General features: G+C 66.5%; 17 protein-coding genes. 7 read left to right on the forward strand and 10 right to left on the reverse strand.

Translation table 11 applies throughout. The features are described 5' to 3' along the window. Window positions 1-1,552 (forward strand): DUF222 domain-containing protein (locus E3O25_RS03345; RefSeq protein WP_134360456.1); only part of this gene is annotated, 1,552 nt, incomplete at its 5' end. A 52-nt stretch (window positions 1,553-1,604) separates the two neighbouring features. Here the strand turns inward: E3O25_RS03345 and E3O25_RS03350 are convergent. Continuing rightward, the gene (locus E3O25_RS03350; protein ID WP_092112100.1) at window positions 1,605-2,882 is read right to left on the reverse strand and encodes a uracil-xanthine permease family protein; all 1,278 of its coding nucleotides are present in this window, start codon (window positions 2,880-2,882) and stop codon (window positions 1,605-1,607) included. 105 nt (window positions 2,883-2,987) lie between these two features. Between E3O25_RS03350 and E3O25_RS03355 the strand changes: the two genes are divergently transcribed. Continuing rightward, the gene (locus E3O25_RS03355; protein WP_092112102.1) at window positions 2,988-4,553 is read left to right on the forward strand and encodes a carboxylesterase/lipase family protein; all 1,566 of its coding nucleotides are present in this window, start codon (window positions 2,988-2,990) and stop codon (window positions 4,551-4,553) included. 118 nt (window positions 4,554-4,671) lie between these two features. After that, entirely contained in the window at window positions 4,672-6,099 is a 1,428-nt protein-coding gene (locus E3O25_RS03360; protein WP_255576059.1) for an NCS2 family permease, read from the forward strand. Between the two features lie 73 nt (window positions 6,100-6,172). Here E3O25_RS03360 and E3O25_RS03365 read toward each other — a convergent pair whose 3' ends face one another. Genes E3O25_RS03365 through E3O25_RS03385 form a run of 5 tightly spaced genes read right to left on the reverse strand, consistent with a single transcriptional unit; the run spans window position 6,173 to window position 11,270 of the window. Then, the gene (locus E3O25_RS03365; RefSeq protein ID WP_092112108.1) at window positions 6,173-6,937 is read right to left on the reverse strand and encodes a FadR/GntR family transcriptional regulator; all 765 of its coding nucleotides are present in this window, start codon (window positions 6,935-6,937) and stop codon (window positions 6,173-6,175) included. Next, the gene (locus E3O25_RS03370) at window positions 6,921-7,688 is read right to left on the reverse strand and encodes a 3-oxoacyl-ACP reductase (protein WP_304988805.1); all 768 of its coding nucleotides are present in this window, start codon (window positions 7,686-7,688) and stop codon (window positions 6,921-6,923) included. The genes E3O25_RS03365 and E3O25_RS03370 overlap by 17 nt, the downstream gene beginning before the upstream one ends. Window positions 7,689-7,730: 42 nt before the next feature. Next, complete coding sequence (locus tag E3O25_RS03375; protein WP_134360458.1) at window positions 7,731-9,092, reverse strand: aldehyde dehydrogenase; 1,362 nt, start codon at window positions 9,090-9,092, stop codon at window positions 7,731-7,733. After that, window positions 9,089-9,916, reverse strand: coding sequence for a gamma-glutamyl-gamma-aminobutyrate hydrolase family protein (locus E3O25_RS03380; protein WP_198410942.1), 828 nt, complete (start codon window positions 9,914-9,916; stop codon window positions 9,089-9,091). Before E3O25_RS03380 ends, E3O25_RS03375 begins: the two co-directional genes overlap by 4 nt. Beyond that, entirely contained in the window at window positions 9,903-11,270 is a 1,368-nt protein-coding gene (locus E3O25_RS03385; RefSeq protein ID WP_174721704.1) for a glutamine synthetase family protein, read from the reverse strand. Before E3O25_RS03385 ends, E3O25_RS03380 begins: the two co-directional genes overlap by 14 nt. A 265-nt stretch (window positions 11,271-11,535) precedes the next feature. Here E3O25_RS03385 and E3O25_RS03390 point away from each other — a divergent pair, with 265 nt between their 5' ends. Next, entirely contained in the window at window positions 11,536-13,080 is a 1,545-nt protein-coding gene (locus E3O25_RS03390) for an amino acid permease (protein ID WP_092112114.1), read from the forward strand. A gap of 19 nt (window positions 13,081-13,099) precedes the next feature. On the opposite strand, the gene E3O25_RS03395 is transcribed toward E3O25_RS03390, so the two are convergent. Together E3O25_RS03395 and E3O25_RS03400 are read right to left on the reverse strand one after the other, a co-directional pair. After that, entirely contained in the window at window positions 13,100-13,975 is an 876-nt protein-coding gene (locus E3O25_RS03395) for a fumarylacetoacetate hydrolase family protein (protein WP_092112116.1), read from the reverse strand. Between the two features lie 9 nt (window positions 13,976-13,984). Then, the gene (locus tag E3O25_RS03400) at window positions 13,985-15,568 is read right to left on the reverse strand and encodes a DNA-3-methyladenine glycosylase 2 (RefSeq protein ID WP_255576056.1); all 1,584 of its coding nucleotides are present in this window, start codon (window positions 15,566-15,568) and stop codon (window positions 13,985-13,987) included. Window positions 15,569-15,642: 74 nt separating this feature from the next. Here E3O25_RS03400 and E3O25_RS03405 point away from each other — a divergent pair, with 74 nt between their 5' ends. From E3O25_RS03405 to E3O25_RS03415, 3 genes are all read left to right on the forward strand, one after another. Continuing rightward, entirely contained in the window at window positions 15,643-17,034 is a 1,392-nt protein-coding gene (locus E3O25_RS03405; protein WP_134360459.1) for an FAD-binding oxidoreductase, read from the forward strand. Between the two features lie 51 nt (window positions 17,035-17,085). After that, a complete protein-coding gene (locus tag E3O25_RS03410; RefSeq protein ID WP_134360460.1) occupies window positions 17,086-18,330 on the forward strand; it encodes a PrsW family intramembrane metalloprotease in 1,245 nt (414 codons plus the stop codon). 212 nt (window positions 18,331-18,542) lie between these two features. Then, a complete protein-coding gene (locus E3O25_RS03415) occupies window positions 18,543-18,914 on the forward strand; it encodes an FKBP-type peptidyl-prolyl cis-trans isomerase (RefSeq protein ID WP_092112122.1) in 372 nt (123 codons plus the stop codon). A gap of 90 nt (window positions 18,915-19,004) precedes the next feature. Here the strand turns inward: E3O25_RS03415 and E3O25_RS03420 are convergent, their stop codons facing one another. Next, window positions 19,005-19,250, reverse strand: coding sequence for a DUF167 domain-containing protein (locus E3O25_RS03420; protein ID WP_092112125.1), 246 nt, complete (start codon window positions 19,248-19,250; stop codon window positions 19,005-19,007). Window positions 19,251-19,316: 66 nt separating this feature from the next. Next, a complete protein-coding gene (locus tag E3O25_RS03425) occupies window positions 19,317-19,760 on the reverse strand; it encodes a pyridoxamine 5'-phosphate oxidase family protein (protein WP_092112126.1) in 444 nt (147 codons plus the stop codon). Between the last annotated feature and the right edge of the window lie 80 nt (window positions 19,761-19,840).

Below are 19,840 nucleotides of genomic sequence, written 5' to 3' on the forward strand. Positions count from 1 at the left end.
GGGGATGAATACCGAGCAGGCCTACAAACGAGCCCGCCGGCTGCGCGACGAACTCGACGCGGCGGGCATTCGCGCGCGGGAGAAGCAGGCTCGTGACGATACCACCTGGTCGCTGTGGCGGCGGGCCGATGGCATGGTGACGCTGCATGCGCTGCTGCCGCCGGAGCAGGGCGAGCTGTGGATGGCGACGTATGACGCGTTGACGAGCCCGCGCCGCGGTGGGGTGCGGTTCGTCGACCCGGAGCGGGCGAAGTGGGCGCAGAGCGTGAAGGACGACCCGCGCACCGTGGATCAGATCGCCGCGGACTCCTTCACGCAGTTGCTCAAGCTCGGCGCCGACGCTGATCCGAACACGCTGTTCGGTGGTCGTCGCCCGGTCGTGCAGGTCATCGTCACCGAACACGACCGCCCCACCACCATCCCTGCCCCGGCCGCGCCAGTCGCCACAGCGGATGCCCGCACCCCCTCACCGAGCAGCGCGACACCGACACCGACACCGACGAAACCTGCCGAGCGCACCGCGACCGGAACAGNGAAACCTGCCGAGCGCACCGCGACCGGAACAGCCGCAATCACTGGAATCACCGGAATCACCGACACCAACACCACCAGCGGAACGACGGGAACGACCGGAACGACGGGAACGACCGGGACCACCGGAACAGCCAGAATTGCTGGAACCACCGGGGGCATCGAGACCGCTGGGATTGGCGGGACCGCCGAGCACGCTGGCACCGCCGCGCAGGTCGGAACCGGTGGACGCGCTGCGCCCGGCACGGACTCCAGCGAGAACACGAACGGGAACGACAACTCCGGCGAGACGCCGAGCGACACGGTCGCAGTGCGAGCGCCAGTCCAAGCGCCGAATGACTCAGCGGATACTGGCCTTGGCGAACCCACCACGGTGCCCAACTCCCCACCTGCCACCACGCCATTCGGTTATCTTGAGGGCAACCCGGCCCCCGTCTCAGCCGAGACCATCGCCCGGCACCTCTGCGACTCCGGCTATCTCGGCATCCTGTTTGACCAGGCCGGGCAACCCCTCAACATGGGACGAGACCAACGCCTGTTCAACCGGGAACAACGCCGAGCCCTCGCCGTGCGCGACGGCGGCTGCCGCTGGCCCGACTGCGACCGACCACCCTCCTGGACCGAAGCGCACCACCTCGAAAACTGGTCTGAGCAGGGACTTTCCAACATCGACCAGGCGATTCTGCTCTGCGCCCTGCACCACCTGCTGCTCCACAACCGGGGCTGGAAAATCCTGCTCCGAGACGACGAATACTGGCTGCAACCCGCCGCCGAGATCGACCCCGAGCAGGCGCTCATCGCCCTACCGAGCAAGAACCCGCTCATGCTGCCAGCCTCACCCGATCTGTCGGCCACCGCCCGGCGCGTGCCCGGCGGCTCAGCAAGCGACAGTGCTTGGGGTAGCGTTCTGCCTGCACGATCGCAGCACGGTCTTCACGCGCTCGACCAGCGACACGCCCTCGACCAGAGACAGGGGAACGACCCGCGACCGGGCCACCCACTCGACGATTACCGCCACTAGGCGGAACAGTCCCGCTGTTCGCGCAGTTTCGGTCATTCGCTTGGTGAGCGGGTCAGGCGGTTCGGCGGACCCGCGCCAGCCAGGTCATCAGGTGGTAGATCACGATGGCGGCTACGGTTCCGAGCGCGATGCCGTTGAAGCTGAGCGCTCCGGCATTAAGCGTGAAGTCGGCGATGCCGATGATCAGCGCGGTCGCTGCCGTGAACTGGTTCACCGGCTTGGAGAAGTCGACCTTGTTGTCGAGCCAGATCTTCACGCCGATGACACCGATCAGCCCGTAGAGCGCCGTGGTGACTCCGCCGAGCACACCGTCGGGGATCGTGAAGATGATCGCACCGATCTTGGGGGAGAGACCGAGCAGGATCGCGACGATTCCCGCAACCCAGTATGCGGCCGTTGAGTAGATGCGGGTCGCCGCCATGACGCCGATGTTTTCACCGTAGGTCGTGGTACCGCTGCCGCCGCCGAAGCCGGCGAGCATGGTGGCCAGGCCGTCGGCAAGCAAAGCCCGCCCGGTCAGCCGGTTCACCTTCGCATCCGTCATCTGGGCGACCCCCTTGATGTGGCCGACGTTCTCGGCGATGAGCACGAGCACAACCGGGAGAAAAGCGGGCAGCACGCCGAAGACGGCGGCCGGGTTCTCAAACGGGTTAGCCGGCGCGGTGAAGGGCGGCAAGCCGATCCAGGCGGCTTCGGCGACCCGACTGAAATCAACTTCGCCGAAAAAGACCGCCGCGATGTAGCCGACGACCACGCCGAGAAAGATCGACAGCCGGCCGAGGATGCCGCGAAACAGCACGGTGCACAAAATCACGGCGAGGAGGGTGATGAGCGCGGTGAGCGGTGCCTTCTCGAAGTTGGCCTTGGCGACCGGAGCGAGGTTGAAGCCGATCAGTGCGACGATGGCGCCCGACACGATCGGCGGCATCAGCCGGTCGATCCAGCCGGTGCCGGTGAGTTGCACGATGACGCCGACCAGGGCGAGCAGTACCCCGACGGCGAGGATTCCGAACAGAGCGCTGCTCATTCCGGCCGAGGCCGTTGCCGCGGTGATCGGTGCGATGAAGGCGAACGACGAGCCGAGATAGCTGGGCAGTTTATTGCCGGTGATCAGCAGAAAGAGCAGTGTTCCGATGCCCGAGAACAGCAGCGTCGTGCTCGGCGGAAAATCGGTGAGCAGCGGTACCAGAAAAGTCGCACCGAACATGGCGACGACGTGCTGCGAGCCGATTCCGATGGTCAACGGCCAGTTCAAACGTTCGCCAGGACCGACGACCTCCTGCGCCCCGACCGTTTTTCCGTCGCCGTGCAGGGTCCAGGGCAGTGCCATTGTGGTTCTCGTTTCTTCAGGTGCGTGATCTGACTCGAGCGTAGTCGCCGAGCAGCGCCGCTCGCACGGCATCGCTCTGACAGCGCCGCGGAATAGACTCGCTGCATGAGTCAACTCGCTGATCCCACCACCGAGGCAGGTCTTGAGGTGCGAGTATCCACCGGTCTGCTGCGCGGGGTGCGCGAGCGCGGAGTGCTCGCCTGGCGCGGAATCCCCTACGCGGCAGCTCCGGTCGGTGACCGGCGCTTTCGTGCCCCGCAGCCGGCACCGTCCTGGCGCGGGGTACGCGATGCGAGCGAGTGGGGCCTCGTCGCCCCGCAGAGTCACAAGGGGCAGTTTCGTGGCGCTCATCCACGCATCCCACAGGGGGAGGACTGCCTCAATCTCAACGTGATCGCTCCCGACGAGCGGATGCGTCAGGGTGCGGGGCTGCAAAGCGCCCTGCGCCCCGTGATGGTGTTCATCCACGGCGGCGCATACAGCGTCGGTTCCAGCCGCGAGGTGCCGCGCCAGGGCGAGGGACTCGTTCGGCGCGGCGGCATCGTCTACGTCAGCCTCAACTACCGGCTCGGGGCTCTCGGGTACCTGGACTTTTCCCGGTATGCCACGCCGGAGCATCCGTTCGAGAGCAATCTGGGGCTGCGCGACCAGGTCGCCGCACTGCAATGGGTGCAGGGCAACATTCGCGCCTTCGGCGGAGACCCGGATGCCGTCACCCTGTTCGGTGAGTCAGCCGGCGGTAACGCGGTCACCACCCTGATGACCGTACCGAGTGCCGCCGGGCTGTTCCACGGGGCGATTGCGCAGAGCGCGCCGCCCAACGCGGTGTATCCGAGTGACCTCACCGCGCGGTGGGCTGGCGAGTTCGTGGACAGTCTGGTGGACAGCCCCGGACCGCACAGCAACGCGGATGCCGCCCGCCTGCTGCTCGCGACCGACCCGGCCAGGCTCGCCGAGGCGACGACGGCGCTCACCGTGCGCACACCAGACCAAGACCCGGGAACGATTCCCCTCTGCCCGGTCATCGACGGCGACTTTCTGCCTGAACGCCCGCTCGACGCCTTCCGGGATGGTCGGGCCGCCCGCATCCCGCTGATCATCGGCACCAACGCGCGGGAGGGCTCGCTGTTCAGCGGCCGCATCGACATTCTCGCCACGACGCCCCCGCGCATCCGCGCGATTTTCAAGAACACCAAGAAGAAGGCGAAAAAGGCGCTCAAAGCGCAGTATCCGGGAATTCCGGCGCTGCGGGCCGCGCTCGATTTCGGCGGTGACTACTCGTTCTGGTACCCGAGCGTGAAGGTCGGCGAACGCCATTCCCGCTATGCCCCGGTGTACTTCTACCGCTTCGACGCGGCGCCGCGCCTGCTGCGGCTGATGGGACTCGACGCCACCCACGGCCTCGAACTGTTTCCGTTGTTCGACCGGCTCGACGGCTGGTTCGGTCGTGGCATGACCGCGCTGGGCGGTCGTCGCGCCTTCCAGAACATCGGCGCCCGAATGCAGGACTGGTGGCTCGGCTTCGTAGCCGGCGGCGTGCCATCGGCTACGTGGCCGCGCTACGACGAAACCACCCGTGAGACGCTCATCATCGACCAAACGGACCACGTCGAAGCCGACCCGAATCGGGAACGACGTCTGGCCTGGGGACGGTTCGTGCCGCACGTGTGAGGGGTCGGTGCCGTCGTAGACTGGAACCTTGCGTTAAACGCCACGGCACCGGGAGCACACCATCAGCAGCACCGAAACACCCACTCACGCGGCCTCGCCGCAGCCGGCAGCACGTGGCCTGAAGGCCCGCGTCGACTCGTATTTCGAGATCACCAGCCGGGGCTCCACCTGGTCCCGAGAATTTCGCGGCGGCGTCGTCACCTTCGTCACGATGGCCTATATCGTCATTCTGAACCCGCTGATTCTCGGCGGCTTCAGCGCCGACCAGGCCGCCGTCGACGTGGAAGGCGGCTGGCTGCCCAATGAGCAGGTCGCCGCCGTCACCGCACTGACGGCCGGCGTCATGACGATTCTGTTCGGCGTCATCGCCCGCCTGCCCTACGGCTTCGCAGCCGGGCTCGGCATCAACTCGTTCCTCGCCGTGAGCGTCGTCGGCCAGGTGACCTGGGCTGAGGCGATGGGCCTCGTCGTCATCAACGGCCTCATCATCGTGCTCCTCGCTTCGACCGGCCTGCGCGCACTCATCTTCAACGCCATCCCGCGGCAGCTGAAAATCGCCATTACCGTCGGTATCGGCCTGTTTATCGCGTTCATCGGCCTTGTCGACTCCGGCTTCGTGCGCGCCAGCGGCGCGAACTCACCGCCGGTTCAGCTCGGTGACGCCGGCTCGATCGCTACCCTGCCGACCGCGGTCTTTGTCGTCGGGCTCATCATTATCGGCGTGCTCCTGGCTCGTAAGGTCAAGGCTGCGCTGCTGATCGGCATCGTGGCGACCACCGCCATCGCCGTGATCCTCGAGGCCATCTTCAAGGTCGGGCCCTCGTTCGGCACCAACCCGGCCGGCTGGAACCTGAACGCCCCGGTGCTGCCGACAAGCGTTGTCGCGCTGCCCGACCTCGGCCTGATCGGCCAGGTCTCCTTCGGTGCGTTCGAACGAATCGGCATGCTCGCCGCGGTGATGCTCGTCTTCACCCTGGTCTTCACCAACTTCTTCGACGCCATGGGCACCATGACCGGACTGGCCAGTGAGGCCGGCCTGGCCGATCAGGACGGCAAGTTCCCGCGGCTGAAATCGGCACTGATCGTGGAGGGCATCGGCGCCGTCGCCGGCGGGGCCACGAGCGCCTCCTCGAACACCGCGTTCATCGAATCGGGCGCCGGAATCGGTGAGGGCGCCCGCACCGGCGCGGCCAACGTGATCACCGGCATCCTCTTTCTGGCCGCCATGTTCTTTACCCCGCTGACCCAGATCGTGCCTCTCGAAGTGGCTGCCGCCGCGCTCGTGATCGTCGGAGCACTCATGGTGTCGCAGATTCGCCACCTCGACTTCACCGAATTCTCCAGCACCCTGCCCATCTTCTTGACCATCATCGTGATGCCGCTGACCTACTCGATCGCCAACGGCATCGGCGCCGGGTTCATCAGCTGGGTGCTCGTGCGCAGCCTGTCGGGCAAGGGCCGCGAGATCAGCCCGCTGCTCTGGGTTGTCGCGGCCGGGTTCGTGCTCTTCTTCGTGCGCGGCCCGGTCGAGGCGCTGCTCGGCTGAAGCCCTGATCGGTGACTAGCGCGGCGAACGGATGTCGGGGCTCACGCCCGTGAGATTGGCCCGCTCAGCCCGCCTATTCGAGAAAACCGCGCAGCAGCAGGGCGGTCCCGCTCAGGTGCTCCCGCATGGCGTCGGTTGCGGCATCCGGTCGACCGGTGAGAATTGCGATGACGATCTGTTCATGCTGCTTGTTGGAATGGGCGATGTTGGGCGCCAGCAGGGGAATGGCATCGAGCAATTCGTTGAGCCGCATGCGCACGTCGGCGAGGAGCGGCACGAGCGACGGCGAACCGGCCAACTCGCCGATATAGAGGTGCAGGCGGGAATCGACGCGGCGGTACTCATCGGCGTCGGCGGCCGCGGCCGCCTCCAGGCTCGACCAGAGCAGCTCACGTTCCGGCGGGGACAGCACGCGGCCGGCGGCGGCGCGGGCGCCGCCGACCTCGAGAATGTCCCGCAGGGTGAGCACGTCATCGATCTGGGCTGCGGTGATCGACGGGTGCGAGGCGCCGGTTGGGTTTTTCTCCGCCAGCAGCGGCGGCGCGGGCAGCACGTTGCTGACGAAGGTGCCGCCGTAGCGCCCACGCCGGGAAATCAGGTAGCCGGCCCCGGCAAGGGACGCTATCGCCTCGCGCAGCGTGTCGCGACTGACGCCCAATTGCGCAGCCAGTTCTCGTTCGGCCGGCAGCCGCTCGCCCGGCGCGATCAGACCCAGCCGCACCGTTTGCAGCAGTCGTTGCACCGTCTCTTCGAACGTGTTGGTGCCAGAAACAGGGCCCAGGAGCAGGTCACTGCTCAGGCCTGCCGTCGGCGGTCCGGCACTACTCTGGCGTGACATAGGCCGAGCTGATGCCACCATCCACCAGAAAGGTGGTGCCGGTCATGAAGGACGAGTCGTCACTGGCCAGAAAAGCAACGGCCGCCGCGAGCTCTTCGGGTTCGGCGAAACGACCGATCGGAATGTGAACCAGCCGCCGAGCTGCACGCTCGGGGTCCTTCGAGAACAGTTCCTGCAGCAGGAGCGTGTTGACCGGCCCCGGGCAGAGTGCGTTCACCCGAATGCCCTGGCGGGCGAACTGCACGCCCAGTTCCCGGCTCATCGCGAGGACTCCGCCCTTTGACGCGGTGTAGGAGATCTGGCTGGTCGCTGACCCCAGCACGGCGACGAAACTGGCGGTGTTGATGATCGATCCGCTGCCCTGACGCACCATATGGCGCAGGGCCGCGCGGCAGCACAGGTACACCGATTTGAGGTTGACGTCCTGCACTTTTTGCCAGGCGGGAAGTTCGGTCGTCTCAATGGAGTCGTCGTCGGGCGGAGAAATTCCCGCGTTGTTGAAGGCCACGTCGACCGATCCATAAGCCTCGAATGCGGTGTCGAAGAGATGATCCACCTGGTCCTGATCGGTGACATCGACCTTGACGAAGAGACCGCCGACCAGATCTGCGGCCGCCTGGCCGGCCGTGTCGTCGAGGTCACCGATGACGACGATGGCGCCCTCGGCGCTGAACCGCCTGGCGGTGGCCAGGCCGATACCACTGGCCCCGCCGGTGATGACGGCGACCTTGCCTGCCAGGCGCTGGGTCAGGTCGATGGGCGTGATACTCACAGGTTCTCCTTCAGTGTGGAACTAGTCAACCGCGATGAAAACGTTCTTGGTTTCAGTGAAGTGCAGGGGGGCATCCGGTCCCAATTCCCGCCCGAGTCCGGACTGCTTGAACCCGCCGAACGGGGTCGAGTAGCGCACCGACGAGTGCGAATTGACCGACAGGTTGCCCGACTCCACGCCGCGGGCAACGCGAATGGCCCGGCCGACGTCCCTGGTCCAGATCGAACCGGACAACCCGTAGTCGGTGTCATTGGCGAGCTTCACGGCATCGGTCTCATCGTCGAAAGGCAGCACGGTCACGATCGGGCCGAAGATCTCCTCGGTCACGCAGCGATCAAGACGGCTGGAGGGCGTGAGTACGGTCGGGGCGATCCAAAACCCCGGGCCGGTCGGAGCGCTCCCGCGGAAGGCGACCGGTGCATCCGCGGGCAGATACGCCGACACGGCAGCGTGATGCTGTCGTGAGACCAAGGGGCCCATCTCGGTGGCCGGGTCGGTCGGATCGCCGACCCGTACCGCGGCGACAGCCGGTTCGAGCAGCTCCATGAACCGATCGAACACGCTGGCCTGCACCAGGATACGACTTCGCGCGCAGCAATCCTGGCCCGCGTTCTCGAACACGCCCGACGGCGCTGCAGCGGCAGCGCGTTCCAGGTCGGCGTCGGCGAAGACGAGATTGGCGCTCTTGCCGCCCAGTTCCAGGGTCACCCGCTTGACTTGGTCGGCACAGCCGGCCATGATCTGCTTGCCGACGGCGGTCGAGCCGGTGAACACGACCTTGCGTACGTCGGGGTGCGTCACAAACCGGTTTCCCACGACTGAGCCACGCCCAGGCAGCACCTGGAAAAGTCCTTCCGGCAGACCCGCGTCGAGGGCGAGTTCTGCTAAACGGATGCTTGACAGCGGTGTCCATTCCGCCGGTTTCAAAACCACGGCGTTTCCGGCTGCGAGGGCCGGCGCGAATCCCCAGGCACCGATCGTCATCGGAAAGTTCCACGGAGTGATGACACCGACCACGCCGAGCGGCTCGTGGAAGGTGAGGTCGATACCGCCCGCGACGGGGATCTGCTGCCCGAACATGCGCTCGGGAGCTGCCGAGTAATAGTCGAGCACGTCACGCACGTGCCCCGCTTCCCAACGCGCCTGCGTGATCGGATGCCCCGAGTTGCGGACCTCGATTGCGGCCAGGTTTTCCCGGTCAGCGTCGACAACTTCTGCGAATCGCCGTAAGACGCGGGCCTTGTCAGCGGGCACCACGCTGGCCCACACCGTCTGGGCCAGCACGGCACGGGCGATCGCCTCGTCGGTTTCGTCCAGGCCCCGGTGCTCGACGGTTTCACCGATCGATTCATCGGCCGGGTTGACGACGGTGTAGCTGCTCATGCTGTTTCCTTTTCTGCCCCTGCCGGATACCGTGCCGGATGCGGTTCTGGCTTGGCCCGGTGCTGCCTGGCCGCTCGAAAGTCGCGCGCGGCGCTGATCAGTCCGGCGAAGAGGCGAAGGTCGTCGGGCGTTTGTTCCGGATGCCACTGAACGGCCATCCCGAACGGCACCGTCGTCAGCTCCACAGCCTGCACGATGCCGGCATCCGTTGCGGCTGTCACCCGCAGACCGGCGGCGACGCGGTCTATGGCCTGGTGGTGGTACACCGGCACCGCCGGCAGGAGCGTTTGGTTGCCCAGCAGTTCGCTGAGCCTCGACTCTGGTTCGACGGCAACGTCGACGACATTGAACACACCGTTGCCGGCTTGATAGGTGGTGTCGCCGACCAGGTCGGGCAGATGCTGGTGGAGACTCCCACCGAGGGCGACGTTGAGCATCTGCGCCCCCCGACAGATGCCGAGAAACGGCAGTTCGCGGGCGATAGCCTGGTGCAGCAGCACCTCTTCCCAGGCGTCTCGATCGGGTCGGGGCTCGTCGGTCTGGGGATGGGCGGCCTGCCCGTAGCGAGCCGGGTCGACGTCTTTACCGCCGGTGACGACCAGGGCGTCGAGCCCGTCGAGCACCCGGTTGGCGATGGCGGCGTTCACGGGCTGGGGCGGCAGCAGCACGGCGATGCCGCCGGCGTTGGTGATCGCGTCGAAATAGACGCGCGGCAGAATCGCGGCCGGCACATCCCAGACCCCGGTCTGGGCTTGTTCGAGATAGGTGGTCAGGCCGATCACCGGTCTGGCGTCAGAGTCACTGAAAGTCTCAGAGTCGCTCAAAGCCGCGCACCCGCTCCCAGTCGGTCACGGCGGCGTTGTAGGCGTCAACCTCGATGCGAGCGTTGTTCAGGTAATGCTCGACGACCTCGGTGCCGAACGCCTCGCGGGCGGCGACGGAACCGGCGAACAGTTCGGCCGATTCGCGCAGAGACGACGGAACTCGCGGCACGTTGCTGGTGTACGCGTTTCCCTGGTAGGCGGGTTCCAGCTCGAGTTCGTGCTCGATGCCGTACAGGCCAGCCGCGATCAAGGCTGCGACAGCCAGATATTGATTGACGTCGCCGCCGGGAACCCGGTTCTCCACCCGCAGAGCCGCGCCGTGCCCGACGACGCGCAGGGCACACGTTCGATTGTCGAGCCCCCAGGCCAGCGCTGTCGGCGCGAAACTACCCGGCACGTAACGCTTGTACAAGTTGATGTTGGGGGCGGAGAACAGGGTCAGTTCCCGCATGAGCGCAACCTGTCCGGCCAGGAACTGTCGGAAGAGCGTTGACATGCCGTGTTCAGCCTGGGCGTCGTGAAAGACCGGTTCACCTCCCGGGCCCTGCAGGCTGATGTGGATATGGCAGCTGTTGCCCTCGCGCTCGTTGAACTTGGCCATGAACGTGAGGCTCTTACCGTGCGCGTCGGCGATCTCCTTGGCGCCACTTTTGTAGACGGAATGGTTGTCACAGGTGGCCAGGGCGGTCGCATAGCGGAACCCGATCTCCTGCTGCCCGAGATTGCACTCGCCCTTCACTCCTTCGCAGTACATGCCGGCGCCGTCCATGGCAAGGCGAATATCGCGCAGCAGCGGTTCCATTCGAGTGGATGCCAACAGCGAATAATCGATGTTGTAGTCGCTCGCCGGCGTGAGGCCGTGATACCCCTTCTTCCAGGCCTCGCGGTAGCCGTCGTCGAAGACGATGAACTCGAGCTCGGTTGCACAGAACGGCTTGAGACCATGTTCGGCCAGTCGGTCCAGTTGCCGGCGCAGAATCTGACGCGGAGAGGCGAGCACTGGCTTCTCGTCGAGCCAGTGCAGGTCGGCGGTGACGAGCGCTGTTCCGGGCAGCCACGGGGCCAACCGCAGCGTGTCGAGGTCCGGGATCATCGCCATATCGCCGTAGCCGTGCGACCAGCTCGACGTGGCATAGCCATCGACGGTGTTCATCTCGACGTCGACGGCGAGAAGGTAGTTGCAGCATTCCGCGCCATGAGCGGCAGCATCCTCCAGGAACAGCCGCGCGGAGAGTCGTTTACCAACGAGTCGGCCCTGCATGTCGGTGAACGCGACGATCACCGTGTCGATCTCGCGGTTGGAAACCAGAATGGTCAGGTCGTCGAGGGTGAGGTTTCCGGATCGAGTATTCACTGGGCTTCTCCTCGGTGCCGTTGAGTCGGTGCGGATGAGTCGGTGCGGGTGAGGCGTCAAACGGGTCAATCGTGCAATTTGCAACCATTAGACCACACTTCATCAGCGCGGGAGCGGTGCTCGGGCTTTGATTCACGAACCTGATTTTCTTCAAAGGTATATACAGCGAACCATTCCCCGCCTAGCATCGTGGCAACCTCACTGAACGATTGCGCCCCGCCTTCGGCTAAGTCCTCGGGTGCGCGACGAGCGCAAAGGAATTGAGATGTCCAAAGACACCTTGAAAGTTTCGGGCGTGAAGTACACCACGGCGCAGGCCGGCTACTTCGAGAAGCGCCGCCTCACCCGCAGCGCGGGCATCTGGGGCCTGTGGGGCCTGGCCGTGGCTGCGGTGATCTCCGGTGACTTTTCGGGCTGGAACTTTGGTATCGACTTCGCCGGTTTTGGCGGAATGCTGGTCGCCTTCCTGCTGCTCATCGTCATGTACTACGGGATGATCTTCAGCATCGGCGAGATGGCGTCTGCGATGCCGCACACCGGCGGGGCCTACTCGTTCGCCCGCGCCGCCATGGGCCCCTGGGGCGGGTTCGTCACCGGGCTGGCCGAGACCATCGAGTACGTCGCGACCACCGCCGTCATCGTGTATTTCTCAGCTTCCTACGCCGACGGGATCACGCAGGAACTGCTCGGTGTCTCCCTGCCGCCGTGGGTGTGGTGGCTCATCCTGTACGTCGCTTTCATCGCACTCAATGCTGCCGGAGCGGCCATCTCCTTCAAATTCGCCATCGTCGTCGCGATCATCTCCATTGCCATCCTGCTGGTGTTCTCGGTGATGGCCGCGTTCTCCGGTTTGTTCAGCTGGGACAGCCTCTTCAATATCACGCCGGATGCCGGTCAGAGCGCCTTCCTGCCACACGGAATCGTTCCGATCCTGTTCGCGCTGCCGTATGCCATGTGGTTTTTCCTGGGCATCGAGGAACTCCCGCTGGCCGCCGAGGAATCGCACAATCCGGTGCGGGATATCCCGCGGGCCGGCCTCATCGCTCGCACCACGCTGATCGTAACGGGCCTGCTTGTGCTGTTTCTCAACACCGGAGTGGTGGGTGCGTCCGAGATTGCCGGATCGAGCGAGCCTCTGCTCGATGGGTTCCGAGCGATTGTGGGCGACGGCGCCGCAGCGGTGCTGGCCCTGTTCGCGCTGATCGGGCTCCTGGCCTCGTTGCAGGGGATCATGTTCGCCTACGGACGGAACATGTATTCGCTGTCGCGGGCCGGCTACTACCCGAAGTTTCTGTCACTCACCGGAAAACGTCAGACCCCGGCCATCGCCCTGCTCGTGGGTGCGGTCATCGGTTTCGTCGCCCTCGTGCTGGTCGATTCGCTCGGCGGGGCCGGGGGCGTCGCGGGAGCCATCGTGCTCAACATCGCGGTCTGGGGTGCTGTGATCGCCTACGTGCTGCAGATGGTGTCGTTTGTGCTGCTGCGCAGAAAGTTCCCGAACGCGAGCCGCCCGTACCGCAGCCCCTGGGGCGTTCCGGGTGCCGTCATCGCCGGCATCCTCTCACTGGCGATCTTCTTCGGGTTCTTCATCAACGAACCGGCACGCCCGGCGATTGCGGCCATCGCCGTGGTCTACCTGGTGATGCTCTTGGCCTTCGCCTTCTGGGGGCGCAAGCGACTCGTTCTTTCACCCGAGGAGGAATACGCGGTCTCGGGCGGGTTGCACCGCGACCCGCAAGCGGATGGCTACGGCGGCACGGTCGAGGATGAACTGCTCGCCCGCGACGGCAAGGACGACCCGCGCCTCTGACCAGGACCTCGGGGCGCGGCTAGATCTCGCGACAGTGCGTCGTGAGCATGCCGATCTTGTCGATCGAGATGGTCACGGTGGAGCCGTCGCGCAGAAAGATCGGCGGTTTGCGGCTGTAACCGGCACCGCCAGGGCTGCCGGTGGAGATGAGGGTTCCCGGCATCAGCGTCGAGGTTTTGGACAGGTAGGCGATGATCTCCGCGACGGTGCGCACCATGTCGCCGCTCGAGGCGTCCTGCAGAATGCGACCGTCGACGTGCGTGGTCAGCCATAGGTTCTGCGGGTCGCCGATCTCATCGGCGGTGACGACGAGCGGACCGGTGGGCGTGAAACCGTCGAAGGACTTGCAACGGGACCACTGGGCCTCGGAGAACTGCAGGTCGCGCGCGGTGATGTCGTTCACGACGGTGTACCCGAAGACATAGTCCAGCGCGTTGGCAACCGACACGTTGTGCGCTGGGCGACCGATGATCACACCGAGTTCGGCTTCGTAGTCGACCTGGGTGGTGAGGTCACGCGGCCAGGTGATGGTCGAGCCGTGCCCGGTGAGCGAGTTCGGCCAGAGCGAGAAAACGGTCGCCGCCGTCTCGAGGCGCAGGCTCAGCTCGGACGAGTGCGCGGCGTAGTTGGCGCCAATCGCGATGATCTGCGGCGGGCGCAGCACCGCGGAGGAATGCCGCAGCTCGTCGATCGGCGTTAGTGCTGCACCGTTCGAGACGGCATCGAGGCTGAGCGCGCGAATACGTTCGTACCCGGCCTCGCCCTGTTCGAGCAGGTCCTGCAGGTCGCGGGGGGCATCATCGATGACCTCGTCGAGGAACAGCGCCGCATCATCGAAGATCACGGCCAATCGGGGAACGGAGGAGCCGTCAACTCGTAGATGCGCAAATTTCACTCTTCTAGGCTAACCGGCGCGGCCTGCGGGTTTCGCTGTGGGGTGCTCCAACCCTCGGTCGGTCTGCTTGGAGGAGTCCCATGCAGCAGCCACAGGAGCGCCGGCCGCGCGCCACAGGTGCATTCCGGCGTAACTGCGCCAGGGCGCCCAGCCAGCCCCGCGGGCGGCGAGGGTGCGCGGTTCCACCGCCAGGCCAAGCCGGCCAGCGCCCTGCCGCAGTGCCAGGTCGCTGGTCAGCAGAATATCGGGGCTGCCGAGCACCCGCATGGCCACGTAGCCGGCCGTCCACGGTCCGATACCGGGCAGGGCCATCAGGCTCCCCTCCAATTCTGCGCGGGTCTGTCCGGGGGACAACGCCAGATCACCCGCTGCCAGTGCCTGCGCGACCCGCAGAATGGTCTCGATGCGGGCGCGGGGCCCTCGTAACACCGCCAGGCCGCCCGCAGCGATCTGGGCCGGGGTGGGGAACAGTAGCTGCAGCTCGGGGCCGGGAAGTCGGTCGCCGAGGGCGTCGGCCAGCCTGGTCAGCGCGGTGCGGGCCGCAGCGACAGAGATCTGCTGCCCGATCAGCGCCCGGAACAGGGATTCCTCGGCGTCTATGCTGCCCGGTACGCGGATTCCGGGAGTCTGCGCGACCGAGAAGGCCAACGCCGGGTCAGTGGCCAGGTGGCGGTCGATCGCCTGGGCATCGGCGTCGAGGTCGAACAACCGGCGGATCCGACTCACCAGGGGGGCCAGGTCGGTGAGGTGCGCCAAGCGGATGCTGCAAGTCAGCGCGGGGGCAGCATCCGTTCCCGACAGGGTCACCTCCACCACGCCCGTACCGTGCGGCAGTCGAACCGTGCGGGCGTAGCTCGTGTCGGTGGCCGTTTCGACGCCGGGCAGGGCGCGCGTTCCGAGAAAGCGCAGCACGCCGGCGCCGTCGAACGGTGTTCGAGCCGGCAGTTGCAGCGTGATTCTGGTTTCGGCGATGCCGGAGGAGGTTGTCTCCGGCGCGGAACGGCGGCTGGAACGCACCTGGGACGGGGTGCGTTCGTAGACAGCGACGACGGTGTCGTTGAATTGGCGAACACTGCCGAAGCCGGCGGCGAAGGCCACGTCGGTGATCGGCAGGTCGGTGCCCAGCAGCAGCAGGCGGGCCGTCTGAGCCCGGTGCGCCCTGGCGAGGGCGAGCGGACCCGCGCCGAGTTCGGCGACGAGCACCCGGGTCAGGTGCCTTGGCGTGTAGCCGAGGCGGGCGGCGAGCCCCGGCACACCGTCACGCTCGACGACGCCGTCCGAGATGAGTCGCATCGACCGGGCGGCGAGGTCGTCGCGCATGTTCCAGGCCGGTGAACCGGGCACAGCATCGGGCAGGCAGCGTTTACAGGCCCGCAAGCCGGCCTCGTGGGCGGCCGCCGCAGTGAGGTAGAACGTCACGTTGCCGGGTTTGGGCGTCGTCGCCGGGCAGCTCGGCCGGCAGTAAACGCCGGTGGTGTGCACGCCGGTGATGAACTGGCCGTCGAACCGGGTGTCCCGGGAGCACATGATGCGATACCGTTCGGCGAAATCCGGGTCGGCGAGCCTGATTGCGGGGGAGGAGGAAATGGTCACCCTCCGAGCCTGCCACGCGCAGGTGGCAGCCGGTAGCGGAAATCAGACACGGCACGGCTCGATAGGCTGGGACGATGAACGCACTGCTGCGCCTCCAGTTTGAGCTCGGCGATATCGTCAGCGTCGACCCCCTCGACCTCGCGGCAAACCGCACCGACAAGTCCGGCTGGGTCGCCGACGGCATGCCGCTCGCCATCGTACGTGCCACGACGGTTGACCAGGTTCAGGCCGCGCTGCGTATCGCCACCGAATTTCGGGTCACCGTGGTCACCCGTGGCGCCGGAACCGGCCTCTCCGGCGGAGCCTGCGGCACCGACGGATCCATCGTGCTGAGCGTGGCCGGGCTGACCCGTATCCTCGAAATCAACCCGGACGACGAACTCGCCGTCGTCGAAGCCGGCGTCCTCAACCAGGACCTCAACGACGCCCTCGCGCGGCAGAACCTCTGGTTCGCCCCCGACCCGGCCAGCAAAGCCATCTCCACCGTCGGCGGCAACATCGCCACGAACGCCGGGGGGCTGCTCTGCGCGAAGTACGGGGTCACCCGGGAGGCTGTTCTCGGCCTGACCGTCGTGCTCGCCGACGGCAGCCTGCTGCGCACCGGGCATCGAACCGTGAAGGGCGTCACCGGTTACGACCTGACCGCCCTACTCACCGGCTCAGAGGGAACGCTCGGCGTCATCGTCGAGGCGACCGTGCGGGTGCGGGCACTCACCGAGGGCACGATCGCCACGATCGGCGCCGTTTTCAACACCGTCAGGGCTGCGGCCGCGGCCAGCGCGGCTATCACGGCCGCACGCATCCGCCCCGCCGTCATGGAACTGATCGACCCGGTCGCTCTGGGGCACGTGGCAACCTACCTCGGCCCGGAGGGATCGGCCGGGTTACCGCTCGGCCGCGGCGCCTTCCTGCTCGTGCAGACCGACGGGCCGGCGGCGCTCGCCGAGGCCGACGCCGCGCTCATCGTGCTGCGCGAAGCCGGCGGCGAAGCCACCCTCTCAACGGATGCTGCCTCCGGTGACCGCCTGCTGGCCATCCGCCGCGCCATGCACCCTGCCCTCGAACAGTTGGGCCAGGTGCTCATCGAAGACGTGTCCGTGCCCCGCTCGCGCATGGCCGAGATGTTCGACGCGATCGCCGCGATCAGCGCCCGCACCGGCATTTCCATTCCCACGGTCGCCCACGCCGGCGACGGCAACCTGCACCCGAACTTCGTGATCACGCGCCGACCGGGCGCGGCGGCGGATGCGGAGGTGCCCGACGAGATCTGGGCTGCCGCCGACGAGATGTTTCAGGCGGCCCTCAAACTCGGCGGCACACTCACCGGCGAACACGGCGTTGGGGTGCTCAAGCGTCGCTGGCTGCGCGACGAGATCGGTGACACCAGCCTCGCCCTGCAACGCCGGCTCAAGGCGGTCTTCGACCCGCTGGGCCTGCTGAACCCCGGCACCATGTTCGACGACTGATCCGTTCGAGCCGTTCGACGACCGAGCCGCCCGCCCCGGTAATCTCAAGTCATGAGTCTCCACCAGCCGCCCGGTCGCCAGCCGACCGCGCACCACGTTCAGGTGAGTCCCAGCCCGGTGCAAGCGGTCTGGCGCGAGCCGCTTCCCCCGCGTAACCGGGGGCGAATCGTCATGTTCGGCGGCGGTCTCGTGCTCGCCGGGCTGGCCCTGCTCGCCGTGTTCGCCTACCTCACGACGTTCCTCAGTAGCGGCGCGCTGCTGTTCGGGATGCTCCTGGCGCTGGTGCCACTCACGCTCGTGCTGTTCGCGGTGCGCTGGATCGACCGCTGGGACCCGGAGCCGCGGCCAGCCCTGCTGTTTGCGCTGCTCTGGGGCGCCGGCATCTCCATCGTCAGCGCGCTGGTCTTCGACCTCGGCGTGCAGATCACGATCGCGGCCAGCGCGGGCGCGCTCGCCGGGAGTGATTTCGCATCCGCTGTCATTCAGGCCCCGATTGTGGAGGAAGTGGCCAAGGGCTTCGGAATACTGGTGCTGTTCTGGGCGGTGCGCCGCCACTTCGAGGGCCCCGTCGACGGTGTCGTCTACGCCGGGGCGATCGCCGCCGGCTTTGCCTTCTCGGAGAATATCCAGTACTTCGGGCTGGCCCTGACCGAGGGCACCGCGCAGACCGTCGGCATCACCTTTCTACTACGCGGGGTATTCTCACCGTTCGCGCACGTCACGTTCACCATCTGCATCGGGCTCGCCCTGGGTCTGGCCACACGACGCGGCGCCACCAAGAGCGGCGCGGTCGGCTACTTTCTGTTCGGACTGGTTCCCGCGATCGGGCTGCACGCACTCTGGAACGGTGCCACCTTCGTGCTCGCCGGCGACGCTTCCGTGCTCGGCTACTACGTGGTGGTGCAGGTGCCGCTGTTCATTGCCGCCATTCTCGTCGTGGTGTTTCTGCGCCGGCAGGAAGCCCGGATCACCCTGCGCCGGCTGCACGAATATTCCCAGGCCGGCTGGTTCACCCCGGCCGAGGTGTCGATGCTCGGCACCGGTGCCGGTCGACGTCAGGCGCTCGCCTGGGGTACAGGCCAGGACCGGCTGAAGAAGCTCGCCATGCGCCGGTTCATAGCGGATGCGACGCGCCTCGCCTTCGTGCGCGACCGCCTCGTGCGCGGCCAGAGCGCCCCGGCACTGCAAGCCCAGGAAGCGCACCTGCTCAACCTGCTCATGCAGCATCGCGCCGAGGTACTCGCACAGACGCTGCCCGGGTTGGCTGCAACGGCGTTCCAGAAGCGCCGGGACTGACCGTTCCGGCAGCGCACGGTTTCGACCATGCGCCGTTCCGGCAGCGCACAACAGAAACTCGCCGCCTCGGTGGTGTGGCAGTGCCGACGACTCTCCCGATGCGACGAGTTGGTGTATATCAAGAGTGCACCCCGCGGCGGCCCGGCGCAAGTATAAATTTTCGAGGGTCCACCCGGCGTGCAATCCGGCGCAGAATCCGGTTGGATGGGGGGATGACTGATTTGAATTCCAAGCCCGAAATTGACTTCCCAGAGGGCGCCGCGCCCGACCAACTCGAGATCGTTGATGTCGTCGTCGGTGACGGCGCCGAGGCGACCGCCGGCGCCACCGTCGACGTGCACTACCTCGGCGTTGAGTTCGCGTCCGGCGACGAGTTCGACTCGTCCTGGAACCGCGGCCAGTCGATCAACTTTCCGCTGCGTTCGCTCATCGCAGGCTGGCAGGAAGGGATCCCCGGCATGAAGGTCGGTGGGCGTCGCAAGCTCGTCGTGCCGCCGCACCTCGCGTACGGACCGGCCGGTTCCGGCCACCGGCTCTCCGGCCAGACCTTGATCTTCGTCATCGACCTGCTCGGCGTCAGCTAGGCCGCATAACCGGGAATCACCCTGGACGGGACGCGGCGGCTTCAGCCGGGTCCCGTTCGGTCTGTGTGCGGTGCCGGCCGGTGCCGCCGACTAGGACCGGTCGATGCGCAGGTGTTTGATTTTCGACGTGTGACCCCGGATGATGCTCACATCACGCTTGGCCACCATGAAATGCTTGGCCAGCAGGGCCACCAAGGCGTCGTTGGCTGCACCCTCGACCGCCCGCTGCTGCAGGAACACCGTCACCGAAGGGTGATCCGGCGTACCATCCGGGTCGTCGACCACGAGCGGACCCTTACGGCTGCCGGGCTTCACGTGCACCGTGAGGTTGAGCATGGCGGGCACGGCGCTCCTGTTGGCCCCGGGTTGTGGTGGGGCGCCCTCCAACGGTAGCGCCCTGGTTCAGGTCAGGGTCGCCGTCGGTTCCGGCCCGAGCGTGAACCGCCGCCCCGTGACGGACTCCGGCACGATTTCAACGAAGACCGGCTTGACCGTGGGAATCAGCGGGCGTAACGGCAACGCCGCAGCATCATCGATCTCACGCTGGGTCTGGAGTGCCCGGGCCGTTCCGTGCACAACGACACTCCAGGCGTCGTCGCGACCCACACCATCCGTTTCGAAAGCGACCCGGTTGTTCACAGTGAGTTCGATCAGTTTGGTGCCCGACGCGGTGCGGAACAGCAGGCGCCGATCGGCGGCCACGAAGTTGACCGGAAAAATGTCGGGGATGCCGCCGACGGCCACGGCGACGCGACCCAGACTGGCCGAGAGCAACGCATTCCAGCACTCATCCTCACTGAGAATCTGCACGGGGACGGAGGCCGCGTTCACGTCGTCGAAAGTCATGGTCCATCGTCACATGCCGGGCCGGTCAGAGCGAGCGTGGCGGCACGATTTTCGTACGCTCACGGCAAACAGGGGCGCAT

Origin of the sequence: Cryobacterium sp. TMT1-3, from assembly GCF_004402315.1 — a bacterium.
In the GTDB taxonomy this organism is placed as follows: Bacteria; Actinomycetota; Actinomycetes; order Actinomycetales; family Microbacteriaceae; genus Cryobacterium; species Cryobacterium luteum.